The sequence below is a fragment of the Salegentibacter sp. 24 genome (assembly GCF_004362395.1).
GTDB lineage: Bacteria > Bacteroidota > Bacteroidia > Flavobacteriales > Flavobacteriaceae > Salegentibacter.
This window is the reverse complement of sequence record NZ_SNWE01000036.1, coordinates 1-18,594: the sequence shown is the minus strand read 5'-3', so window position 1 is coordinate 18,594 and position 18,594 is coordinate 1. Positions and strand designations below refer to the sequence as shown.

16 protein-coding genes are annotated in these 18,594 nt (G+C 39.1%); 9 read left to right on the top strand and 7 right to left on the bottom strand.

Annotated features, from left to right (window positions below):
* The first annotated feature begins 21 nt into the window (after positions 1-21).
* A complete protein-coding gene (locus tag DET49_RS17530; protein WP_133550044.1) occupies positions 22-1,167 on the top strand; it encodes an MFS transporter in 1,146 nt (381 codons plus the stop codon).
* Between the two features lie 34 nt (positions 1,168-1,201).
* On the opposite strand, the gene DET49_RS17525 is transcribed toward DET49_RS17530, so the two are convergent.
* From DET49_RS17525 to DET49_RS17515, 3 genes are all read right to left on the bottom strand, one after another.
* A complete protein-coding gene (locus DET49_RS17525) occupies positions 1,202-1,798 on the bottom strand; it encodes a hypothetical protein (protein ID WP_133550042.1) in 597 nt (198 codons plus the stop codon).
* An 83-nt stretch (positions 1,799-1,881) separates the two neighbouring features.
* Positions 1,882-4,431, bottom strand: a complete 2,550-nt coding sequence (locus DET49_RS17520; RefSeq protein ID WP_243729711.1) for an ABC transporter permease — start codon at positions 4,429-4,431, stop codon at positions 1,882-1,884.
* On the bottom strand, positions 4,418-5,116 hold the full coding sequence (locus DET49_RS17515; protein ID WP_133550040.1) for an ABC transporter ATP-binding protein: 699 nt from the start codon (positions 5,114-5,116) through the stop codon (positions 4,418-4,420). The genes DET49_RS17520 and DET49_RS17515 overlap by 14 nt, the downstream gene beginning before the upstream one ends.
* Before the next feature lie 73 nt (positions 5,117-5,189).
* Between DET49_RS17515 and DET49_RS17510 the strand changes: the two genes are divergently transcribed.
* Positions 5,190-5,882: an arylesterase gene (locus DET49_RS17510; RefSeq protein ID WP_133550038.1), complete on the top strand. Its 693-nt coding sequence runs from the start codon at positions 5,190-5,192 to the stop codon at positions 5,880-5,882.
* Between the two features lie 12 nt (positions 5,883-5,894).
* Here DET49_RS17510 and DET49_RS17505 read toward each other — a convergent pair whose 3' ends face one another.
* A complete protein-coding gene (locus tag DET49_RS17505) occupies positions 5,895-6,308 on the bottom strand; it encodes a hypothetical protein (RefSeq protein ID WP_133550036.1) in 414 nt (137 codons plus the stop codon).
* On the bottom strand, positions 6,309-6,860 hold the full coding sequence (locus DET49_RS17500; RefSeq protein WP_133550034.1) for a hypothetical protein: 552 nt from the start codon (positions 6,858-6,860) through the stop codon (positions 6,309-6,311).
* Between the two features lie 184 nt (positions 6,861-7,044).
* Between DET49_RS17500 and dinB the strand changes: the two genes are divergently transcribed.
* Together dinB and DET49_RS17490 are read left to right on the top strand one after the other, a co-directional pair.
* Positions 7,045-8,262, top strand: coding sequence for a DNA polymerase IV (gene dinB, locus DET49_RS17495; protein ID WP_133550032.1), 1,218 nt, complete (start codon positions 7,045-7,047; stop codon positions 8,260-8,262).
* Positions 8,262-11,234, top strand: coding sequence for a DNA polymerase III subunit alpha (locus tag DET49_RS17490; protein ID WP_133550030.1), 2,973 nt, complete (start codon positions 8,262-8,264; stop codon positions 11,232-11,234). The genes dinB and DET49_RS17490 overlap by 1 nt, the downstream gene beginning before the upstream one ends.
* A 126-nt stretch (positions 11,235-11,360) precedes the next feature.
* On the opposite strand, the gene DET49_RS17485 is transcribed toward DET49_RS17490, so the two are convergent.
* Both DET49_RS17485 and DET49_RS17480 read right to left on the bottom strand, forming a co-directional pair.
* On the bottom strand, positions 11,361-12,308 hold the full coding sequence (locus DET49_RS17485) for a phosphoribosylaminoimidazolesuccinocarboxamide synthase (protein WP_133550028.1): 948 nt from the start codon (positions 12,306-12,308) through the stop codon (positions 11,361-11,363).
* Positions 12,309-12,366: 58 nt separating this feature from the next.
* Positions 12,367-13,320: a PhoH family protein gene (locus DET49_RS17480; RefSeq protein ID WP_133550026.1), complete on the bottom strand. Its 954-nt coding sequence runs from the start codon at positions 13,318-13,320 to the stop codon at positions 12,367-12,369.
* A gap of 220 nt (positions 13,321-13,540) precedes the next feature.
* Here DET49_RS17480 and DET49_RS17475 point away from each other — a divergent pair, with 220 nt between their 5' ends.
* From DET49_RS17475 to dnaN, 5 genes are all read left to right on the top strand, one after another.
* Entirely contained in the window at positions 13,541-14,380 is an 840-nt protein-coding gene (locus tag DET49_RS17475; protein WP_133550024.1) for an S-adenosyl-l-methionine hydroxide adenosyltransferase family protein, read from the top strand.
* Complete coding sequence (locus DET49_RS17470) at positions 14,377-14,670, top strand: putative quinol monooxygenase (protein WP_133550022.1); 294 nt, start codon at positions 14,377-14,379, stop codon at positions 14,668-14,670. Before DET49_RS17475 ends, DET49_RS17470 begins: the two co-directional genes overlap by 4 nt.
* A 21-nt stretch (positions 14,671-14,691) precedes the next feature.
* Positions 14,692-15,429 (top strand): gliding motility-associated ABC transporter permease subunit GldF, encoded by a 738-nt coding sequence (gene gldF / locus DET49_RS17465; RefSeq protein ID WP_133550020.1) that lies wholly within the window; start codon positions 14,692-14,694, stop codon positions 15,427-15,429.
* Positions 15,430-15,431: 2 nt separating this feature from the next.
* Positions 15,432-17,102 (top strand): gliding motility-associated ABC transporter substrate-binding protein GldG, encoded by a 1,671-nt coding sequence (gene gldG, locus DET49_RS17460; protein ID WP_133550018.1) that lies wholly within the window; start codon positions 15,432-15,434, stop codon positions 17,100-17,102.
* 199 nt (positions 17,103-17,301) lie between these two features.
* Positions 17,302-18,420, top strand: coding sequence for a DNA polymerase III subunit beta (gene dnaN / locus DET49_RS17455; protein ID WP_133550016.1), 1,119 nt, complete (start codon positions 17,302-17,304; stop codon positions 18,418-18,420).
* Positions 18,421-18,594 lie beyond the last annotated feature (174 nt).

Below are 18,594 nucleotides of genomic sequence, written 5' to 3'. Positions count from 1 at the left end.
ACCCTCTTATATCCATTAAACATGAAAAAGGAAAACCAACAACGAATTGCTCTTAGTACTTATTTTTTTCTCTCTGGCTTTTGTTTTTCTACCTGGGCTTCCCGCATTCCAAATATTAAAATGGCCTTTGATTTAAACGAAGCGGAATTAGGAAACCTTCTTATGGTAATGCCGGTGAGCTCCCTTATCGGGCTTCCGATTTCAGGATGGCTGGTTTCCCGTTTTGAAAGCAGGTATCCCCTTATCGTTTCTTTTGTTTTATTGTCGGCATCGCTTAGTATAATAGGGATAGCCGATAATTTTATTTTACTGATCACCGGGATCTTTACTTTTGCATTTTCTATGCGTATTTTCAATATTGCCATGAATACGCAATCCTTAACATTGCAAAAAGCATTTAAAAGAAAGATTATTGGTTCTTTTCACGGGCTCTGGAGCACCGGCGGACTTTTGGGAGTTGCTTTCTCTACCTTACTTATAAAATTTGATATTCCTATTAACCAGCATTTACCATCAGTCTCTGTACTGACCTTTCTTTTAGCCCTGGCTGCTTTCCCGTTTTTGCTGAAAAAAGATCGTTCGACCCAGGGAAACAAACTCCGTTTTGGGAAGCCCGATAAACCTACCATGTACCTTGGGTTCATTGTTTTTTTTGCCGCAATCACCGAAGGCGGAATGTTCGATTGGAGCGGTGTTTACTTTAAAGAAGTGGTCAACGAAGATATTTTTACCCTTGGCTATTTGATTTTCATGGTTTTTATGGCACTTTCCCGTTTCTTTTCAGACCGGATTGTGGAAAGAATAGGAATGGAAAAGAATTATATCATCAGTGCCAGTCTTGTATGTATGGGGGTATTGCTTATGATTATTTTCCCTTTTTTCTGGCCGGCCTTAATCGGGTTTTGTTTAGTAGGAATAGGGGTAGCCGCAATAATTCCAATGACATTTCTTCTGGCGGGTTCTTCGGAAAAATATTCTCCAGGAATGGCTATATCCATTATTACCACTTACGCTATTGTTGGAATGCTCATTGGTCCACCACTGGTTGGGTATTTAGCCCATTTATTTAACCTGAAGCTTTCTTTTATTCTTTTCTTTACTTCGGCATTAATGCTTATTCCTATTTCCCAGCTGTTCTTTAAACAGCAGAAGGAGAATAAGAAGTAATTAACGCACAGCTTTTTAAAAAGGATATTTTGAATTATGGATTTTTATCAACCGGAGTGATCATAATATGTGCACGGTGGGTACCTGGATCCATCAGCCAGGGCATACCGGGAGCATGAGGTTTATTGGGAAGCCCGGTTTCCTGGGTGGTGGCATAGGGAATATAAATCACATAACGCAATTTCCCATCTTTGAGCTCGCCGGTTTCACGATTTAAATTCGCTTCTTTACCCGTTAATACATAGGTCATACTTGGGGCATCTGGCATTTTTAGGTTTCCGCTTTCTACTTCTTGTTTTCGTATAGCCCTGGTTTCCATCATATCTTTTCCCTGAGCTTTAAGTTCCCTTCCGCGGGACATAAAAGGGTCCAGTTTTTTATTGTAACAACTTACAGAAATTCCGCTCATATTAGGATCGTCGGCTATACAAACCAGGTTGTTAGTGCCTTCTTTCATTAAAACGGTTTTCCCCTGGCGATCATAGCCATATACCCTTACAGCTTCCCGGTCTTCTTCTGGTGCTGCCATACTCGCCATTTTTATCTGAATTTCTTCGGAAATATATTCTTTTTGACCTATTGCGTAAAAACTCAAATTCAGGATGGCTAGGGTAAAAAGTACTTTTTTCATCTTATTTCGGGTTTAATTAAGTATCGTCCTAGCTAAAGTTACGCAATAATTAAATATAATTTATGAAAGTTTCGCTTATAACCTTAGGTTACTTCTTTCCTTAAAACCTCCAAAGGAGGTTTTCTTATAACACTTAAACTATTGCTCATTCCAATAATTAGCACTAACAATACGATACCTGGGAATAACACCAAAAAAGGAATTAATGATGGCGTAAAGGGAGATTCGAAAACCAACCAGGCTAATAACTGACTGCTAATCAAAGAGATAATAACACCGGAGGCTCCTCCAAGCACCCCTAGATAAATATATTCAAGGGCGGTGATATTTAGAATTTGTTTGCCCTTAGCGCCAAGGGTTCGCAGTAATACACTTTCGCGAATCCGTTGATATTTACTGGTTCGAATCGCCCCTAAAAGCACAATGATTCCTGTTAGAATGCTAAAGAATGCCATAAAATTGATTATCCAGGAAATTCTGCCCAAAAGCATTTCTATCACTTTTAAAACCTGCCGAAGATCTATAATCGATACATTGGGGAATTGCTGTACCAGGTCTTGCTGTAATTCAGCCGATTTTTCATCCCCTGAAACCTTAGTGGTTAATACGTGAAACTGGGGTGCCTGTTCTAAAACCCCTGTTGGAAATACCAGGGAAAAATTCATCTGCATCCTGGACCAGTCAACAGTTCTTACACTCCCAACAACAGCATCCAGCAAAACTCCCTGTACATTAAAGACGAGCTTATCGCCAACACCAACTTTAGCATCTTCAGCAAAATTATTACTTATAGAAATTGGAACCGGCGTAATATCATTTCCCTGGGCAATCCAGGAGCCACTTTCAATATTTTCTGAAGCAATAAGGGAGTCGCGATAGGTAACCCTGAATTCGTGATTTAAGATCCAATCGTTAATTTGGGAGGTGGTATCGTTTCTTATCTGGTTAACCGATTTCCCGGCTATTTTTTGTACCCGCATGGTCACTATAGGAATATCGTCTATAACGGGTAATTCGTTAGCTCTTATAGTTTGAGCTACGGCTTCTCGCTGTTCACTCTGCACATCTAATAATATCATATTCGGACTATCGGCCTGTGATTCTAATGAAGCCTGAGCCAGTAAGAGATCTTTACTAAAATAAAGCGTACTGATTAAGAACGTTCCCACCCCGATTGCCAGTACCAGGGTTAAGGTTTGGTTTTGCGGTCGGAAAAGGTTGAGTAAACTTTGCCTGGCCACAAAACCCCAGGAATGCGGAAAATATTTTCGAATAGCCTGCATAAATAAGTAAGCTACAGCCGCAAGTATGGAAAAGGTAACTAAAATTCCACCTACAAAAGCCAGGGAATATTTCCAGTCCTCCAGCAGCCAAAGTGAAAACAAGAAGATGAATAGAAAAATACCCGCGGATACCAGGATAATGGCCTTTCTGGATTTTTTAGATTCATCGTTGACAATTCTTAAGGCCTGAAGAGGAGAAATATAAAGGGTGCCAATTAAAGGGTATAAGGCAAATAAAACCGACATTAAAATCCCCAGCAAGATTCCCATTACAATGACCTGAAAAGAGAAAGTGATCTGTACATCTACCGGCAGCAAACCTTCCAAAAGCCAGGGGAATAATTGTTGGAGCACTAGTCCCAGTGCGGTCCCGATAATGCCGCCAATTAATCCCATCACCGCTACCTGAATAAGGTAAATTAAAAAAGTTTGTTTTTTACTTGCACCCAAACACTTTAAAACCGCTACCGCACGTAATTTTTCTTTGATATAGATATGAATGGCACTGGCAATCCCCACACAACCCAGCAACAACGCAATAAAAGCCACCAGATTGAGAAATTTTCCGAAATTTTCATAACGTCTTCCCAAACGCTCACTGGTAGAAGTGTGAGTGTCTATATCAGCGTCTTCGGCATCAAGAATGGGATCCAGCTTTTCATCCAGCTTTTCCATATCCATTTTTGGATCCGCTATGAAATAAAATTCATAATCTATCCTGCTCCCGGTTTGCACAAGACCGGATTCTTCAATAAATCTATAGGGAATAAGTACCGGTGGGGCGACGGAACTAAAAATAGCAGTGCTCCCAGGTACGCTCTTGAGTGCGCCGACTATGGGTAAGGTCACTTTTCCGATTTTTATGCTGTCTCCAGGTTTTATTCCCAACTGGAGCATCACGGTAGCATCAACTAATGCCCCCTTATCTTCTTGAAAAGTATTTGCAGCAAGCCTTGGTTGCGTTTCTAATTCGCCGTAAAAAGGAAATTCGCCTTCAATCCCTCTAACCTGCATTAATTTAGTAGCCTCATTCTGAGGAAAAGCAGCCATAGATGCAAACTTGATCTCCCTGGCCCTGGCCCCGCCCAGGGAATCTATTATTTGATTAACGCGCTTGTTAGGAAGCTTGTCACTATCGATTTTAAAGTCAGCACCCATCAGGGCTTTGGATTGTAAGGAAATATTGTCTTTTAGATTTTCCCCAAAGGATTGTATGGAAACTACCGCGGCAATTCCCAGGACGATTGAAGCCATAAAAAGACTCAACTTCTTACCGCTGGCTTTTCCATCACGCCAGGCCATTTTAAAGAGCCAGTTAAAGCCTGGTTTAGAGATTTTACTGCTGTCCATTATACGTCTTTTCCTGGTTTTCAACAATTCGTCCTCCTTTTAACCTAATAATATGCTGGGTTTTTTGGGCAAGCTCAATATCGTGCGTTACTATAATAAGCGTAGTGCCTGCTTCTTTATTAAGATCAAAAAGCAATGCTTCTACCTTTTCGCCGGTTTCTGCATCCAGGTTTCCTGTAGGCTCATCAGCAAATAGAATGGAAGGCCGGGTAGAAAAAGCCCGGGCCAACGCAACACGTTGCTGTTCCCCGCCGGAAAGTTGAGATGGATAATGATGGATGCGATCTTCCAATCCTACTTTTTCCAATAATTCCTTTCCAATTTTAGAAGCATCTTTATTCCCTTGAAGTTCTAAGGGAACTGAAACATTTTCTAAAGCCGTCAGGGTTGGTAGTAATTGAAAGTCCTGAAACACAAAACCAATATGCTTATTTCTAAGAAGTGCTCTTTCATCCTCCCCAAGAGTGCTCAGTTGGCTTCCACATAAATTAATGGACCCTGAATCAGGTCTGTCTAACCCGGCGCAAAGACCCAGTAATGTGGTTTTTCCACTACCAGAGGGTCCAACGATAGCAAAGGTTTTCTTTTCTTCAACTTCAAAATTAATATCCTGTAATACTTTAAGTTTTTTGGATCCGCTGGAATAGCTTTTCTCCAGGTTAGTAACGTTTAATATCTTTGCCATCTTGGATTACGATTAATGTCTTTTTCGAATAAAGGCAAAATAAGGAAATGATTTGATTATAAAGGCTGTTGCTATGAGAAACTTGATACGTTGTTACACGATTCTTTCAATATTAATATTATTTTCCTGTGGTGAAAATACCGAAAAGAAACCGGAAGAAATTACCACGGAGCAAACTCAAAATGCCCCGGAAGCTAAACCCGGTGAAAAAAATGTAATTCTCTTCTTTGGAAACAGTCTTACTGCAGGAATGGGCCTTGAACCTTCACAGGCCTACCCTGCGCTTATTCAAAACCGGCTTGATTCTCTAGGTTATCAGTATGAGGTAGTGAATGCGGGATTAAGCGGGGAAACCACGGCCAGCGGAAAGAACAGGATCAACTGGGTTTTAGATCAGGATGTGGATATATTTGTTTTGGAATTAGGAGCAAATGATGGTTTACGTGGCATCCCGATAGAAGAGACTAAAAGGAACCTCCAGGATATAATTACTACCGTGAAAAAGGAAAACCCTGATACTAAAATAGTCCTGGCTGGAATGCAAATCCCACCCAATATGGGAGAAACTTATACTACTGATTTTAAGAATATTTTTCCTGAACTTGCCAAGAAGAATGAAGTAGCACTTATTCCCTTCCTACTTGAAGGTGTTGCCGGAGACCCGGAATTAAATCAGCAGGACGGTATTCACCCCACCGCTGATGGCTATGAAATTGTAGCTGATAATGTTTGGAGTGTCCTGAAAGAGGTGGTGGAAAAGGAATAACAAAATTTGGCTTTACTTCTTTTTAGACTTCCGCCAGGGTAGTTTCTTTTTAGTAACTATTGTCAGGCTCATAGATACTAATACAGAAATAGCCGCGGTGGTTCCCAGGGCCCCACCATAACCTTTAAAAAGCGGACTCGCATTTAAGTAGATAATACCAAATAAGAATCCTGAAAAACCTACTAATAAATAACTGGAAAGTATCTTTGAAGATACCATTCCTATAAAAGTGGCTCCAATAAAAACCAGAGGTATGTTTTTGGTTAAGTAGGTAGTGAAGATACCTGGGAAAAAATAGAAAAATAATCCTACTAAGAGTGATAATCCTGCCGAGGCCCGAACAGGACCCTGGCCATATTTGTTATTTACCAGGTAGGTGAGCAGGGCAGAAATAATACCAGTGAGAAAAAGAATGCTTACTTCCATTTAAAACAGGGTATATAAAATTATTGAAGAAATAGCAATGCTACCAAAAGCGATGGTTCCCAGTTTGCCACCAAAGCCGTTGAAAATATTTTTAGAGAGCATAAGAATGCTGCCCGCAATAAAGCCGGCCAGTAAAATAAATTTCAGATTGGGTGCTACACTTGCCGATGTCATTCCCACAAATACACCACAGTAAACTGCCGGTGGAACTTCTTTTAAAAGTTTTGATTTCCTATTGATCGATGGCACAAAAGAGGCCAGGCATCCTATTAATCCCGCTGCGATAACAGGCCCTAGTTTAAGTTCAATATTTATAAAAAAAGTACTCATCGCACCGGTTACAGCAAATAGAATGAGGTAGAGGTCTTTTATAAAATAACGTTCTTGCTCCCGTGGCGCTTTAAAATATGCCACACTTATCAATACCGAAATAATCCCTAAAAATAATAGTACCAGGGGTGCATTCATCTTATCGAAAAATATGGAAAGAAGAAACGCAAACTGCATAAGGATGAGCATAAAAAAGGCAAATCTTCTGAGAAATTTAGTCATATTAAAGTCTTGAATAGGATTTTAAAGTCGGCAAAAATACTAAAACGGTAGGGTTTAGAAAGTTGAATTTTAAAGAATAACAAAGACTGTTTTTCTTTTTTAAAATTTAACGAGCTGGAATTATTTTGAGTGTTTATATTTTATAAATTTGGAAAAAATCCTATAAAAAGGAAATAATCCAAATATGAAAAATAAATCTATCTTACACCTGGATCTGGATACATTTTTTGTTTCGGTAGAACGTTTGAAGCACTCTGAATTAGAAAATAAGCCCCTTTTAGTAGGAGGGATGGGCGATCGAGGGGTGGTTGCGGCTTGTAGTTATGAAACGCGAAAATTTGGAGTACATTCAGGAATGTCGATGAAAGTAGCCCGTCAACTTTGTCCACAGGCCACCGTTATCAAAGGCAATGCTAGTACCTATACCAAACATTCACACGAGGTTACCGAAATTATTAAAAGCCAGGTACCGAGCTTTGAAAAAGCCAGTGTAGACGAGTTTTATGCCGATTTGAGCGGGATGGATAAGTTTTTTGGAATTAATCAGTTTGCTCGAGAATTAAGACAAACTATTATCAGGGAAAGTGGTTTGCCAATCTCTTTCGGGCTTTCACAAAATAAGGTAGTGTCAAAGATCGCCACCGGAGAAGGTAAACCCAATGCAGAGATCGTTATTCCTCAGGGAACAGAGAAGGTCTTTCTTGCGCCATTAAGTGTAAATAAGATCCCGATGGTTGGGAATAAGACTTTTCAAAAACTGCTGAATTTAGGTGTTAGGGAGATAAGAACCCTACAGGAAATGCCCGTGGAAATGCTGGAAAGCGTTTTAGGAAAAACCGGAAGAACTATCTGGAAACGTGCCAATGGTCTGGATAATTCACCAATTATACCTTATCACGAAAGAAAATCTATCTCTACCGAACGCACTTTTGGTCGGGATACCACTGATATGGTACGCCTGCATGCCACCCTGGTGGCCATGTCAGAGAGCCTCGCATTCCAGTTGCGAAGGGGTAATAAACTTACCAGTGTGGTGAGCGTGAAGATCAGGTATTCCGACTATCAAACACATTCCAAACAGGTGAAGATCTCCTATACCAGCGCCGATCATATCCTTATCCCTAAAGTTGAAATGCTCTTTAAGCAATTATATTCTCGCCGCTTGTTGATTCGCTTAATCGGGGTGAAATTTAGCGGACTGGTGGGCGGGAATTATCAGATCAACCTCTTTGATGATTCTGAAGAAATGCTGAACCTATATAATTCCATAGACAAAATCAGAGAGCGTTTTGGAGAGCATAGCGTTATGCGAGCGGTAACCCTGGGCACCAAGACCATTGGCCGGATGGCAAATCCATTTAACGGCGAACCGCCCATTGTGCTCGCCCATAGAAAACAATAATGATCTATTTAAATTGCCATACGTTTTATTCGTTACGCTACGGGACCTTCTCGGTAGAAGAGCTCTGTGAACTCGCCAAAAAATTTAAGGCTGAATCCCTGGCCCTTACCGATATAAATAATACTTCAGCTTGCCTTAATTTTATAAAAATCGCTTCGCATTATGGTATAAAGCCAATAGTGGGAATTGATTTTAGAAATAAAGCAGCCCAGCAGTATGTGGGAATTGCAAAGAATAATGAAGGTTTTAAAGCGTTGAACCAACATTTATCACAACAACTTCATTCAAAAAAGGATTTTAACCCAATAGCCCCTGAATTGCCCGAATGCTTTATTATTTATCCTTTTGAAAGGATTGCAGAGATCAAAAAGACGGATTTTAGAAATAATGAGTTCATTGGAATTTCTGTAGAAAGCCTTCGAAAGCTTAAATTTTCGAAATATCAGGAGTTTAAGAAGAAACTGGTGTTATTACAAAGCGTTAGTTTTAGAAATAAGCGGGATTATAATGCGCATCGTTTGTTACGAGCCATAGATAACAATACTTTGCTTAGCAAGCTTCCCGAAAGCCAGCAGGGCGATTTTTCGCACCAAATGAGGTCATTGGAAATCATCAATGCAGAATTTGAAGACTTTAAGCATATTCTGGAAAATACCCGGAAACTGGTAAAAGCCTGCCGGGTAGATTTTGAATTCGGAAAAGAACAGAATCGAAACTTACGGGTTTCTGGGGAAAGTCCCGAAGCTGATGTGGCACGTTTAAGAAAATTATGTGATGAAAATTTGCCAAAACGTTACCGGGAGGTTAATAAAAAAGTTCTGGAACGGGTAGAAAAGGAACTTAAGGCAATTATCAGACTTGGATTCGTTTCCTATTTTTTGATCAATTACGATATTGTTAGCTATGCCCGGTCACGAAATTTTCCATTTATAGGGCGGGGGAGTGGTGCCAATTCTATTATAGCCTACATTATTGGGATTACCAATGTAGATCCCGTGGAGCTGGATTTATATTTTGAGCGTTTTATTAATGAAAGCCGAAGTTCGCCCCCGGATTTTGATATCGATTTTTCCTGGAAGGACCGCAACGAGGTAACCCGGTTTATTTTTGATAAATATGCATATACCGCGCTAATGGGAACCTATGTGACCTTTAAACGCAGAGCGGTAGCCCGGGAATTGGGAAAGGTTTTTGGGTTGCCTAAAGAGAATATCGATAAGCTTTCATCGGGTTTTTTTAGTGTAAGGGAACTGGATAAATTAGAGAAACTGGTACTCCAGTACAGTGCTTTAATCGAAGGTTTTCCTAATTATTTAAGCGTGCATTCGGGCGGAATTTTAATCCTTAATGATAGCGTATATAATTATGCTGCGACTTTTTTACCCCCCAAAGGGTTTCAAACCATCCAGATAGATATGAATATAGCAGAGGAAGTGGGGATTCATAAATTTGATATCCTAGCCCAGCGCGGACTTTCAAAAATCACTGATGCTATTGAGATTATAAAGGAAAATCAGCCAAGTGCTAAAATTGAGGATATCGAAAATATCAAGGCCTTTAAGGAAGATCCCAAAATCAATAACCTGCTTAAAACCGGGGATTGTATGGGGGTTTTTTATGTAGAATCTCCTGCAATGCGTGGACTTCTTACCAAGTTACAAACCGATAATTATTTGAACCTGGTGGCTGCTAGTTCTATTATTAGGCCCGGGATTTCAAGTGGGGGGATGAAAGAAGAATACATCAAACGACATCGCGATCCCAAAAGAAGAAAGCAGGGGCATCCCGTGATGTTGAAAATTATGAAAGACACCTATGGCATTATGGTGTACCAGGAGGATGTGATGAAAGTAGCTCATAAATTTGCCGGGCTTAGTTTTGAAGATGCCGATGTATTACGCCGCGGAATGAGTGGAAAGAAAACCTCAAAAGGTCAGATGCAACGAATTGAAACCAAATTCCGTGATAACTGCAGGGAAAAAGGCTATAGCGAAAAGATTATCGATGAGGTCTGGGAGCAGATTTCTTCTTTTGCCGGTTACGCGTTTCCAAAGGGACATTCTGCTTCCTATGCGGTAGAGAGTTACCAGAGTCTGTATTTAAAAAAATATTTTCCCTTGGAGTTTATGGTGGCTGCCCTTAATAACGGTGGGGGATTTTATGATGTAGAAACCTATATCCAGGAGATTAGAAAGTGTGGCGGGAGGGTATATCCCCCTTGTATTAATAAAAGTGACCATCCCAATAGTATTTTTGGGAAGGATATCTACCTGGGGCTGGGTTATATCAAAGACCTGGAGACTAAGACGATCCAGCAAATCCTTGAAAATCGTCAGTTTTTTGGAATTTTTAAATCTTTTGATGATTTTATAGACCGGGTGCATATATCCATAGAACAACTTAGTATTTTACTGAAAATTGACGCTTTTAGGTTTACTAAAACAGATAAGCATCATTTGTTGTGGAAAGCTCATTTTAAGCTTAATGCTTCAAAACCGATCACTACCCAGGAAAAATTATTTGTCACGCCTCATCGAGACTTTGAGCTTCCTGAGTTTGAATATTCAGCAGTAATAGAAGCCTTTGACCAAATGGAACTGCTGGGTTTTCCACTTTGTTCACATTTTAAATTGCTTAAATACCCTGTAGAAAAGTCCGCAAAGGCGAAAGACTTAAAAGATTATGTTGGAAAAGAAATTTTGATTTATGGAGCCTTGATTACCGTTAAAAAAACCGGAACTGCTAATGGGAAATATATGTATTTCGGAACTTTTTTTGATCAGCAAGGTGAGGTGTTCGATACGGTACAATTTCCAGCTACCGCAGAAAAATATCCAATGCGCAGCAAAGGAATTTATAAATGCTACGGGATCGTAAATAACGATTATGATTATATCTCAATTACCATAAAATGGTTGCAACGTGAGGAGACCTTAACCGATCCCAGACTCGTGGGATATCAGTTTTCATAAGGATGTAAATTTTTTATAAATATCCTGAGAATTATTGCAAATCTTCTATGAGTCCTGATGCATTGCTTCAGCTTCAAATATGATCACAAACCCTACCCATAAAAAGAGTCAGGATAGGAAAAACCCTTATTTTAAATACTCCAGAACATTCTTTTCAATCCGCTTTTCGATATCACTGATGTCACTTTTAATAAAAGTTTCGCCTGTAATTTTCTCGTATAATTCTATATAACGCTCAGAAACGGTTTCGATATATTCATCGCTCATTTCCGGTAAGATTTGACCTTCCAGACCCTGGAATTTATTCTCAATAAGCCATTGTCTTACAAATTCTTTTGATAATTGTTTCTGAGGTTCCCCTTTGTCCTGTCTCTCCCTGTAACCATCAGCATAGAAATACCGGGAAGAATCGGGGGTGTGAATTTCGTCGATTAAAAGAATTTCCCCATCCGCATTTTTACCAAATTCATACTTGGTGTCAACCAGGATCAAGCCTCTCTTTGCAGCGATTTCAGTCCCGCGTTTAAAAAGATTTCTGGTATATTTTTCGAGGATTTCGTAGTCTTCTTTAGAAACAATTGCTCGTTTCAAAATTTCTTCCCTGGCAATATCTTCGTCGTGATCGCCCTGTTGTGCTTTTGTAGCGGGGGTAATAATAGGCTCCGGGAATTTATCGTTTTCCTTCATTCCGTTTGGCATTTCTACCCCACAAAGCATACGTTTCCCAGCTTTATATTCCCTTGCGGCGTGACCGGCAAGATATCCACGAATAACCATTTCAATTTTAAAGGGTTCACAAGCCTGCCCTACGGCAACATTGGGATCCGGTGTTGCTTCCAACCAGTTAGGTACAAGGTCTCGCGTGGCTTCCATCATTTTTGTTGCAATCTGATTGAGAATTTGACCTTTATAGGGAATGCCTTTGGGCATCACCACATCAAAAGCCGATAATCTATCGGTGGAAACAATTACGAGTTGGTTGTTTTTTAAGGTGTAAACATCCCTTACTTTACCTTTGTACAAATCGGTTTGGCCAGGAAATTTAAACTCGGTTCTTATAATGGTATTTTTCATTAAAATATATTCTGAAAATGTGAAACTGAAAATGTGAAATTGACATGCTAAAATTAAATTAGTCGGTATGTTCAATTTCTTTGTAGGCAGAAATAATCTTTTTCACCAATCGGTGCCTAATGACATCTTTATCGTCCAGGTAAATTATTCCAACACCTTTTACTTCTTTTAGAATCAGTAACGCTTCTTTTAAACCTGAAATAACCCTTCGCGGTAAATCTATTTGCCCCGGATCCCCCGTAATCATAAACTTGGCACTTTTCCCCATCCGCGTAAGAAACATTTTCATCTGGGCGTGGGTAGTGTTTTGGGCTTCATCTAAAATCACAAAAGCATTATCTAAAGTACGACCACGCATAAAAGCAAGTGGGGCAATTTGGATCACACCTTTTTCTATAAATGAGTCCAGCCTTTCCTGGGGGATCATATCGCGAAGCGCATCATAAAGCGGTTGCATATAAGGATCCAGTTTCTCTTTAAGGTCTCCGGGAAGGAAACCAAGATTTTCACCTGCTTCCACAGCAGGGCGGGTTAGGATAATTCTGCGAACCTGTTTCTCTTTTAAAGCTTTAACGGCCAGGGCGACACCGGTATAAGTTTTTCCAGTTCCTGCCGGGCCAATGGCAAAAACCATATCGTTTGTACGCATTAGTTCTACCAGTTTTCTTTGATTGGCGGTTTGAGGCTTAACCAGACGGCCACCTACCCCATGAACTAAAACCTCGCCACTTTCCTCTGAAGTTTGATAATCAGAACTCTTTTCACTGGTAAGCACTCTTTCAATTACATTCTCGTCAAGTTTGTTATACTTCCCGAAGTGATCCATAAGCATGGTGATACGTTCATCAAATACTTCCAACATTTCCTCATCCCCAAAGACCTTAATTTTATTGCCGCGGGCTACAATCTTTAACTTGGGAAAGTATTTTTTAAGAAGTTCGATATGCTCGTTGTGCTGCCCAAAAAATTCGCGGGGATTAATTTCTGAAAGTTCAATTATTATTTCGTTCAAAAGCTTATGGTTTTTAGTTGAAAAACGATGTTCAAAACATTTTTATTTATAGCGGTTCTTTATTTGTAGCTACTAAGTTTTAATGCTAATTTTGACAGACAGAAGTTAAGTTGGATGCATCCAATTATTAGCTGAAAATACAAATTAATCTAACTTCGCTTACTATACAAACTTACATAAAATAAGCGCTTACAAGTTAAAAAAATATTAACAATCACCTATGGCTATTATTACTTTAACCACTGATTTTGGAGAGAAAGATTACTTTGTGGGCGCGGTTAAAGGAGCGATTTATAGCGAATTAAAAGAAGTGAGAATTGTTGATATTTCACATTCGGTTTCCCCCTTCCATATTAGTGAGGCGGCATATATTATTAAAAACGCCTATAATAGTTTTCCAAAGGGTAGTATTCACATAATCGGGATTGATTCAGAATTTACTCCCGAGAATAAGCACTTGGCCGTCTTACTGGACGATCACTATTTTATTTGTGCCAATAACGGCATCTTGTCTTTGTTAGCATCAGAGATTAAACCAGAGAAAATAGTGGAAATTAATATTCACGATGCCGTGGAAACCAACTTTCCGGTTCTGGATGTTTTTGTTAAAGTGGCCTGCCATTTAGCCCGAGGCGGAACCCTTGAAGTTATCGGGAAGAATATTAATGAAATAAAGTATCTTAAACAGTTTGAACCGACTATCAATTCGGAAAGGAACCAAATTGTGGGGCACGTGCTTTATATTGATAACTACGGAAATGTCGTTACCAATATTAGTCGCAGGTTATTTGAAAATATCGGAAAGGGAAGAAGTTATATAATTAGTGCCAGAATGGTTACTTTTCCTCGGATTTATGAGGCTTATTCTGACTGGATTAATTTTGAAGTTGAAAAAGAGAATAGGGGAGAAGAAGATGGCAAGAGACTTGCATTGTTTAACTCGGCGGGCTATATTGAACTGGCCATTTATAAAAGTAATCCTTCTACGGTGGGAAGTGCCTCAACGCTTTTTGGGTTGGAACACCGGGATACGGTAACTATTAAATTTGAAGAAAAATGATACACAGAATTGTGAAAATGGAATTTGATCCTGATAAGGTTGAAGAATTTCTTTCTAATTTTGAAGAAAATAAACGTAAAATAAGGGCTTTTGAGGGTTGTTGTAAATTACAATTACTACAGGACCAGGACAAGAACAATATATTTTTCACCTATAGTTACTGGCAGGATGAAACATCTTTGGAACGATATCGTAATTCCGAACTATTTAAAGGTGTTTGGACAAAAACCAAGGTGCTTTTTAATGCAAAGCCATTAGCCTGGAGCACTAATGTTGTAAGTATTGAATAAAATTTAGAATCACTTTTGCCAATGCTGGCTATTTTAAACAAGGAAATAAATTCATTTTTTTCATCCCCAATAGGGTACCTGGTTATAGGTGTCTTTTTGGTTGTTTGTGGCCTATTTCTGTTTGTCTTTACAGGAGAATATAACATCCTGGATAGTGGATTTGCGGATGTTAAGCCTTTTTTCTACCTGGCCCCATGGATTTTTATCTTTCTTATTCCTGCCATCACCATGAAAAGTTTTTCGGAAGAAAAACGTCAGGGAACTATGGAGCTATTGCTTACCCGACCCATTGGTTTTACTCAGCTTATCCTGGGCAAATATTTTGGAGCTTTAATTCTTGTGTTACTAGCGATTTTTCCCAGTATATTATATGTGATTACCATTTCCGAGCTAGGCAGTCCGGTTGGAAATTTTGATTTGGGAGCAACTCTTGGTTCTTACCTGGGATTAATTTTTCTGGCAGGCTGTTATACGGCGATCGGGATTTTTGCTTCTTCTTTTTCCCAGAATCAGATCATCGCTTTTATCATTGCGGTTTTTTTATGTTTTCTGAGTTTCTTCGCTTTTGATGGTCTTGGAAATTTAGATCTTTTTGGGAGCCTAAGTTATGGAGCAGAATATCTGGGGATTAGTTTTCACTATCGGAGTATCAGTAGGGGAGTGATAGATACCAGGGACATTATTTATTTTCTAAGTGTTATTGCGCTTTTTCTAAAGTTTACCCAGCTTAGGTTAATATCAATTCAGAAAAAATCTTAGGCTTGAAAAATCAAAATATCTATAAGATCGTTCTGCTTTGGCTCGTTGGGATTGTCGTGATAAATCTTTTGGCAGCTAATTATTTTGAGCGCATAGATCTAACGCGCGATCAACGTTATACTTTGTCTTCGGCTGCAAAGGAAATTGTTTCCGATGTTGACTCTCCCATTGTTATTAAAGTTTTTTTAGAAGGAAATTTCCCTTCGGAATTTAGACGACTTCGTAATGAAACCCAGCAAATGCTGGAGGAATTTTCAGCTTATAATAGCAATATTAAATTCACTTTTATAAATCCTTTAGAGCAAAATGATAATGCCGAGGCTACAGCACAGAATTTTTATCGACAGGGAATGCCACCTGCAAGGATAAGTGTTCAGGAGAACGGTAAAAGTTCGGAAGCTTTAGTTTTTCCTTGGGCTGTTGCAACAATGGGTGACAAAACAGTACAAATTCCCTTGTTACAAAATAAGCTTGGCGCAACCGATGAGGAAAGGGTATCCAGTTCCGTACAACAATTGGAATATGCTGTGGCAATTGCTTTAAATAAACTGGTCTATCCAAGGGAAAAGAAAATTGCTGTAATGCGGGGAAATGAGGAATTACCAGATGCCCATATAGCTGATTTTATAAAAACATTGCAGGAATATTACCTGATAGCGCCCTTTACTTTAGATTCGGCTGCAGTAAATCCTCAAAAAACACTTCAGCAATTAAAACAATACGATCTAATAATAGAAGCAAAGCCAACCGAATCATACACGGAAAATGAGAAGTATATTTTAGATCAGTACGTAATGAGCGGAGGGAAATCTCTTTGGTTGTTGGAAGCCGTAGCGATGGAAACCGATAGTTTGTTAAATCCTTCGGGTACTGCTTTTGCTTTGCCGCAGGATCTTAATTTGGGTGATTTCTTCTTTTCTTATGGAGTTCGTTTAAATCCGGTTTTAATCAATGATATTTATTCGGCTCCAATTGTTTTGGCATCCGGGCAGGGAAATAATACTCGCTTTAATCCTTATCCCTGGTTTTATAGTCCTTTGACCTCTTCGCCCAATGATCACCCAATTATTAACAATATTGAAGCGGTAAAATTTGAATATGCTAATCCAATTGACACCCTTGAAAACAATATTGAGAAAACTATTCTGCTAAGTAGTTCCCCTCAAACTAGGTTGGAGGGCACTCCCCGTAAAATAAGCCTTGATATGGTAAGCAGGCAGCCGGATATAGCTTCCTATACAGATGGGGAGCAACCCCTTGCTGTTTTACTGGAAGGGAAATTTACTTCGGTTTATAAAAACAGGATCAAACCTTTTGAAATAGAAAATCCAATAGTAAAAGGGAGGGAAACTGAAATGCTTATAATTTCCGACGGTGATGTTATTAAAAATAAAGTGCAGCGTGGCAAACCTCTGGAACTTGGTTTTGAGCCCTACACGGGAAATACCTACGGCAATAAGGAGTTTTTATTGAATGCTGTTAATTATATGCTGGACGATAAGGGACTTATAGATATACGTAGCAAAGAAATAAGCATTGCTTTTTTGGACGATCAAAAAACGGCCGACGAGCGGGAAAAGTGGCAGGTAATTAACCTGTTATTGCCTTTGGTCCTACTTGGGGTTTTTGCTTTCGTATTTAATTATTTAAGAAAAAAGAAATACCTGAAATAGCTTTGTCCTTCTTCAATTTTCAGGAAATAAAATCGACATATTAACAATTATTAAAATATTATTCATATTAAAACACTGCATATTAGTTAATTGAATCATATTTTTATGTTTCTGATGTTAATAAAAACTCCCTGTCACAAGCTCATTTTTTAATAGATTAAAATATATTTGTATTGATTTCTAATTAATCACAAAGCCGATGAAATTTATTGTATCCAGCAGTTATTTGCTGAAACAGCTTCAGATACTGGGAGGTGTCATTAACAACACCAATACCCTTCCAATTTTAGACAATTTTTTATTTGATCTTAAGCAAGACGAGCTTACGGTTTCTGCCTCAGATCTTGAAACAACGATGTCTGCTAAACTTAAGGTGGAATCAGATTCCGAAGGAAAAATAGCGGTGCCTGCAAAGCTACTTTTAGACACACTAAAAACTTTTCCAGAGCAGCCCTTGACCTTTGTTGCTGAAGATAATAACACGATAGAGTTAAGTTCTAACCACGGTAAATATGCACTTGCTTACGCCGATGGGGAAGAGTTTCCTAATCCGGTAGAATTGGAAGATCCTAGCAGTACGGTTTTAGAGGGCGATATTTTAGCTACCGCAATTAGCAAAACTATTTTCGCTTCAGGAAACGATGACCTTCGACCTGTAATGAGTGGAGTTTTTTTCCAGTTTACTACAGAAGGATTGACCTTTGTAGCTACTGATGCGCATAAATTGGTGAAATATCAGCGTGATGATGTTACTGCCTCTCAAGCCTCGGACTTTATTATGCCTAAAAAACCATTAAACCTTTTAAAAGGAATTTTGGCCGGAAGCGAAAGTGAAGTGCTGATAGAATATAACGATTCCAATGCGAAGTTCACCTTTGATGACACGCAGTTGGTTTGCCGTTTGATCGACGGGAAATATCCCAATTATGAAGCAGTAATTCCTAAAGAGAACCCAAATAAATTAACCATAGAACGCAACCAGTTTTTAAGTTCTGTGCGCAGGGTCTCTATTTTTTCTAATAAAACCACGCACCAGGTACGTTTAAAAATTGCAGGTGCTGAATTGAATATATCTGCAGAAGACGTTGATTACAGCAATAAGGCCGAAGAGCGTTTAACCTGTTCTTATCAGGGAGATGATATGCAAATCGGTTTTAATTCTCGTTTTCTTACAGAAATGCTAAACAATTTGACTTCCGATGAAGTACAACTGGAAATGAGCCTGCCAAACCGCGCGGGAATTTTAACCCCGGTTGATGGCCTGGATCCAGGAGAAAAAATTACAATGCTGGTGATGCCGGTTATGCTAAATAACTAATTTGCTCTAGTAAAGGAAACTAATAGAATTTAAAAGGCAGCCAATCGGCTGCCTTTTTTAAGGCTAAAAATTTAAATAATAACCTGAATTCGATCTAAGGATTTAATAGAACAGTGCAATTTGATTGGTTGTTTGAGTTTCAAATTTGATCGCTGGTTTTTTTTCCTGGAAAGA

What these genes read in the sequence shown, in the direction of transcription:
- gldF (WP_133550020.1), top strand. Translation starts at nt 14,692, where the DNA reads ATGCTGGCTATTTTAAACAAGGAAATAAATTCATTTTTTTCATCCCCA.
- DET49_RS17485 (WP_133550028.1), bottom strand. Translation starts at nt 12,308, where the DNA reads ATGAAAAATACCATTATAAGAACCGAGTTTAAATTTCCTGGCCAAACC.
- DET49_RS17525 (WP_133550042.1), bottom strand. Translation starts at nt 1,798, where the DNA reads ATGAAAAAAGTACTTTTTACCCTAGCCATCCTGAATTTGAGTTTTTAC.
- DET49_RS17520 (WP_243729711.1), bottom strand. Translation starts at nt 4,431, where the DNA reads ATGGACAGCAGTAAAATCTCTAAACCAGGCTTTAACTGGCTCTTTAAA.
- DET49_RS17490 (WP_133550030.1), top strand. Translation starts at nt 8,262, where the DNA reads ATGATCTATTTAAATTGCCATACGTTTTATTCGTTACGCTACGGGACC.
- dinB (WP_133550032.1), top strand. Translation starts at nt 7,045, where the DNA reads ATGAAAAATAAATCTATCTTACACCTGGATCTGGATACATTTTTTGTT.
- DET49_RS17500 (WP_133550034.1), bottom strand. Translation starts at nt 6,860, where the DNA reads ATGACTAAATTTCTCAGAAGATTTGCCTTTTTTATGCTCATCCTTATG.
- DET49_RS17505 (WP_133550036.1), bottom strand. Translation starts at nt 6,308, where the DNA reads ATGGAAGTAAGCATTCTTTTTCTCACTGGTATTATTTCTGCCCTGCTC.
- DET49_RS17470 (WP_133550022.1), top strand. Translation starts at nt 14,377, where the DNA reads ATGATACACAGAATTGTGAAAATGGAATTTGATCCTGATAAGGTTGAA.
- DET49_RS17510 (WP_133550038.1), top strand. Translation starts at nt 5,190, where the DNA reads ATGAGAAACTTGATACGTTGTTACACGATTCTTTCAATATTAATATTA.
- DET49_RS17515 (WP_133550040.1), bottom strand. Translation starts at nt 5,116, where the DNA reads ATGGCAAAGATATTAAACGTTACTAACCTGGAGAAAAGCTATTCCAGC.
- DET49_RS17530 (WP_133550044.1), top strand. Translation starts at nt 22, where the DNA reads ATGAAAAAGGAAAACCAACAACGAATTGCTCTTAGTACTTATTTTTTT.
- dnaN (WP_133550016.1), top strand. Translation starts at nt 17,302, where the DNA reads ATGAAATTTATTGTATCCAGCAGTTATTTGCTGAAACAGCTTCAGATA.
- DET49_RS17475 (WP_133550024.1), top strand. Translation starts at nt 13,541, where the DNA reads ATGGCTATTATTACTTTAACCACTGATTTTGGAGAGAAAGATTACTTT.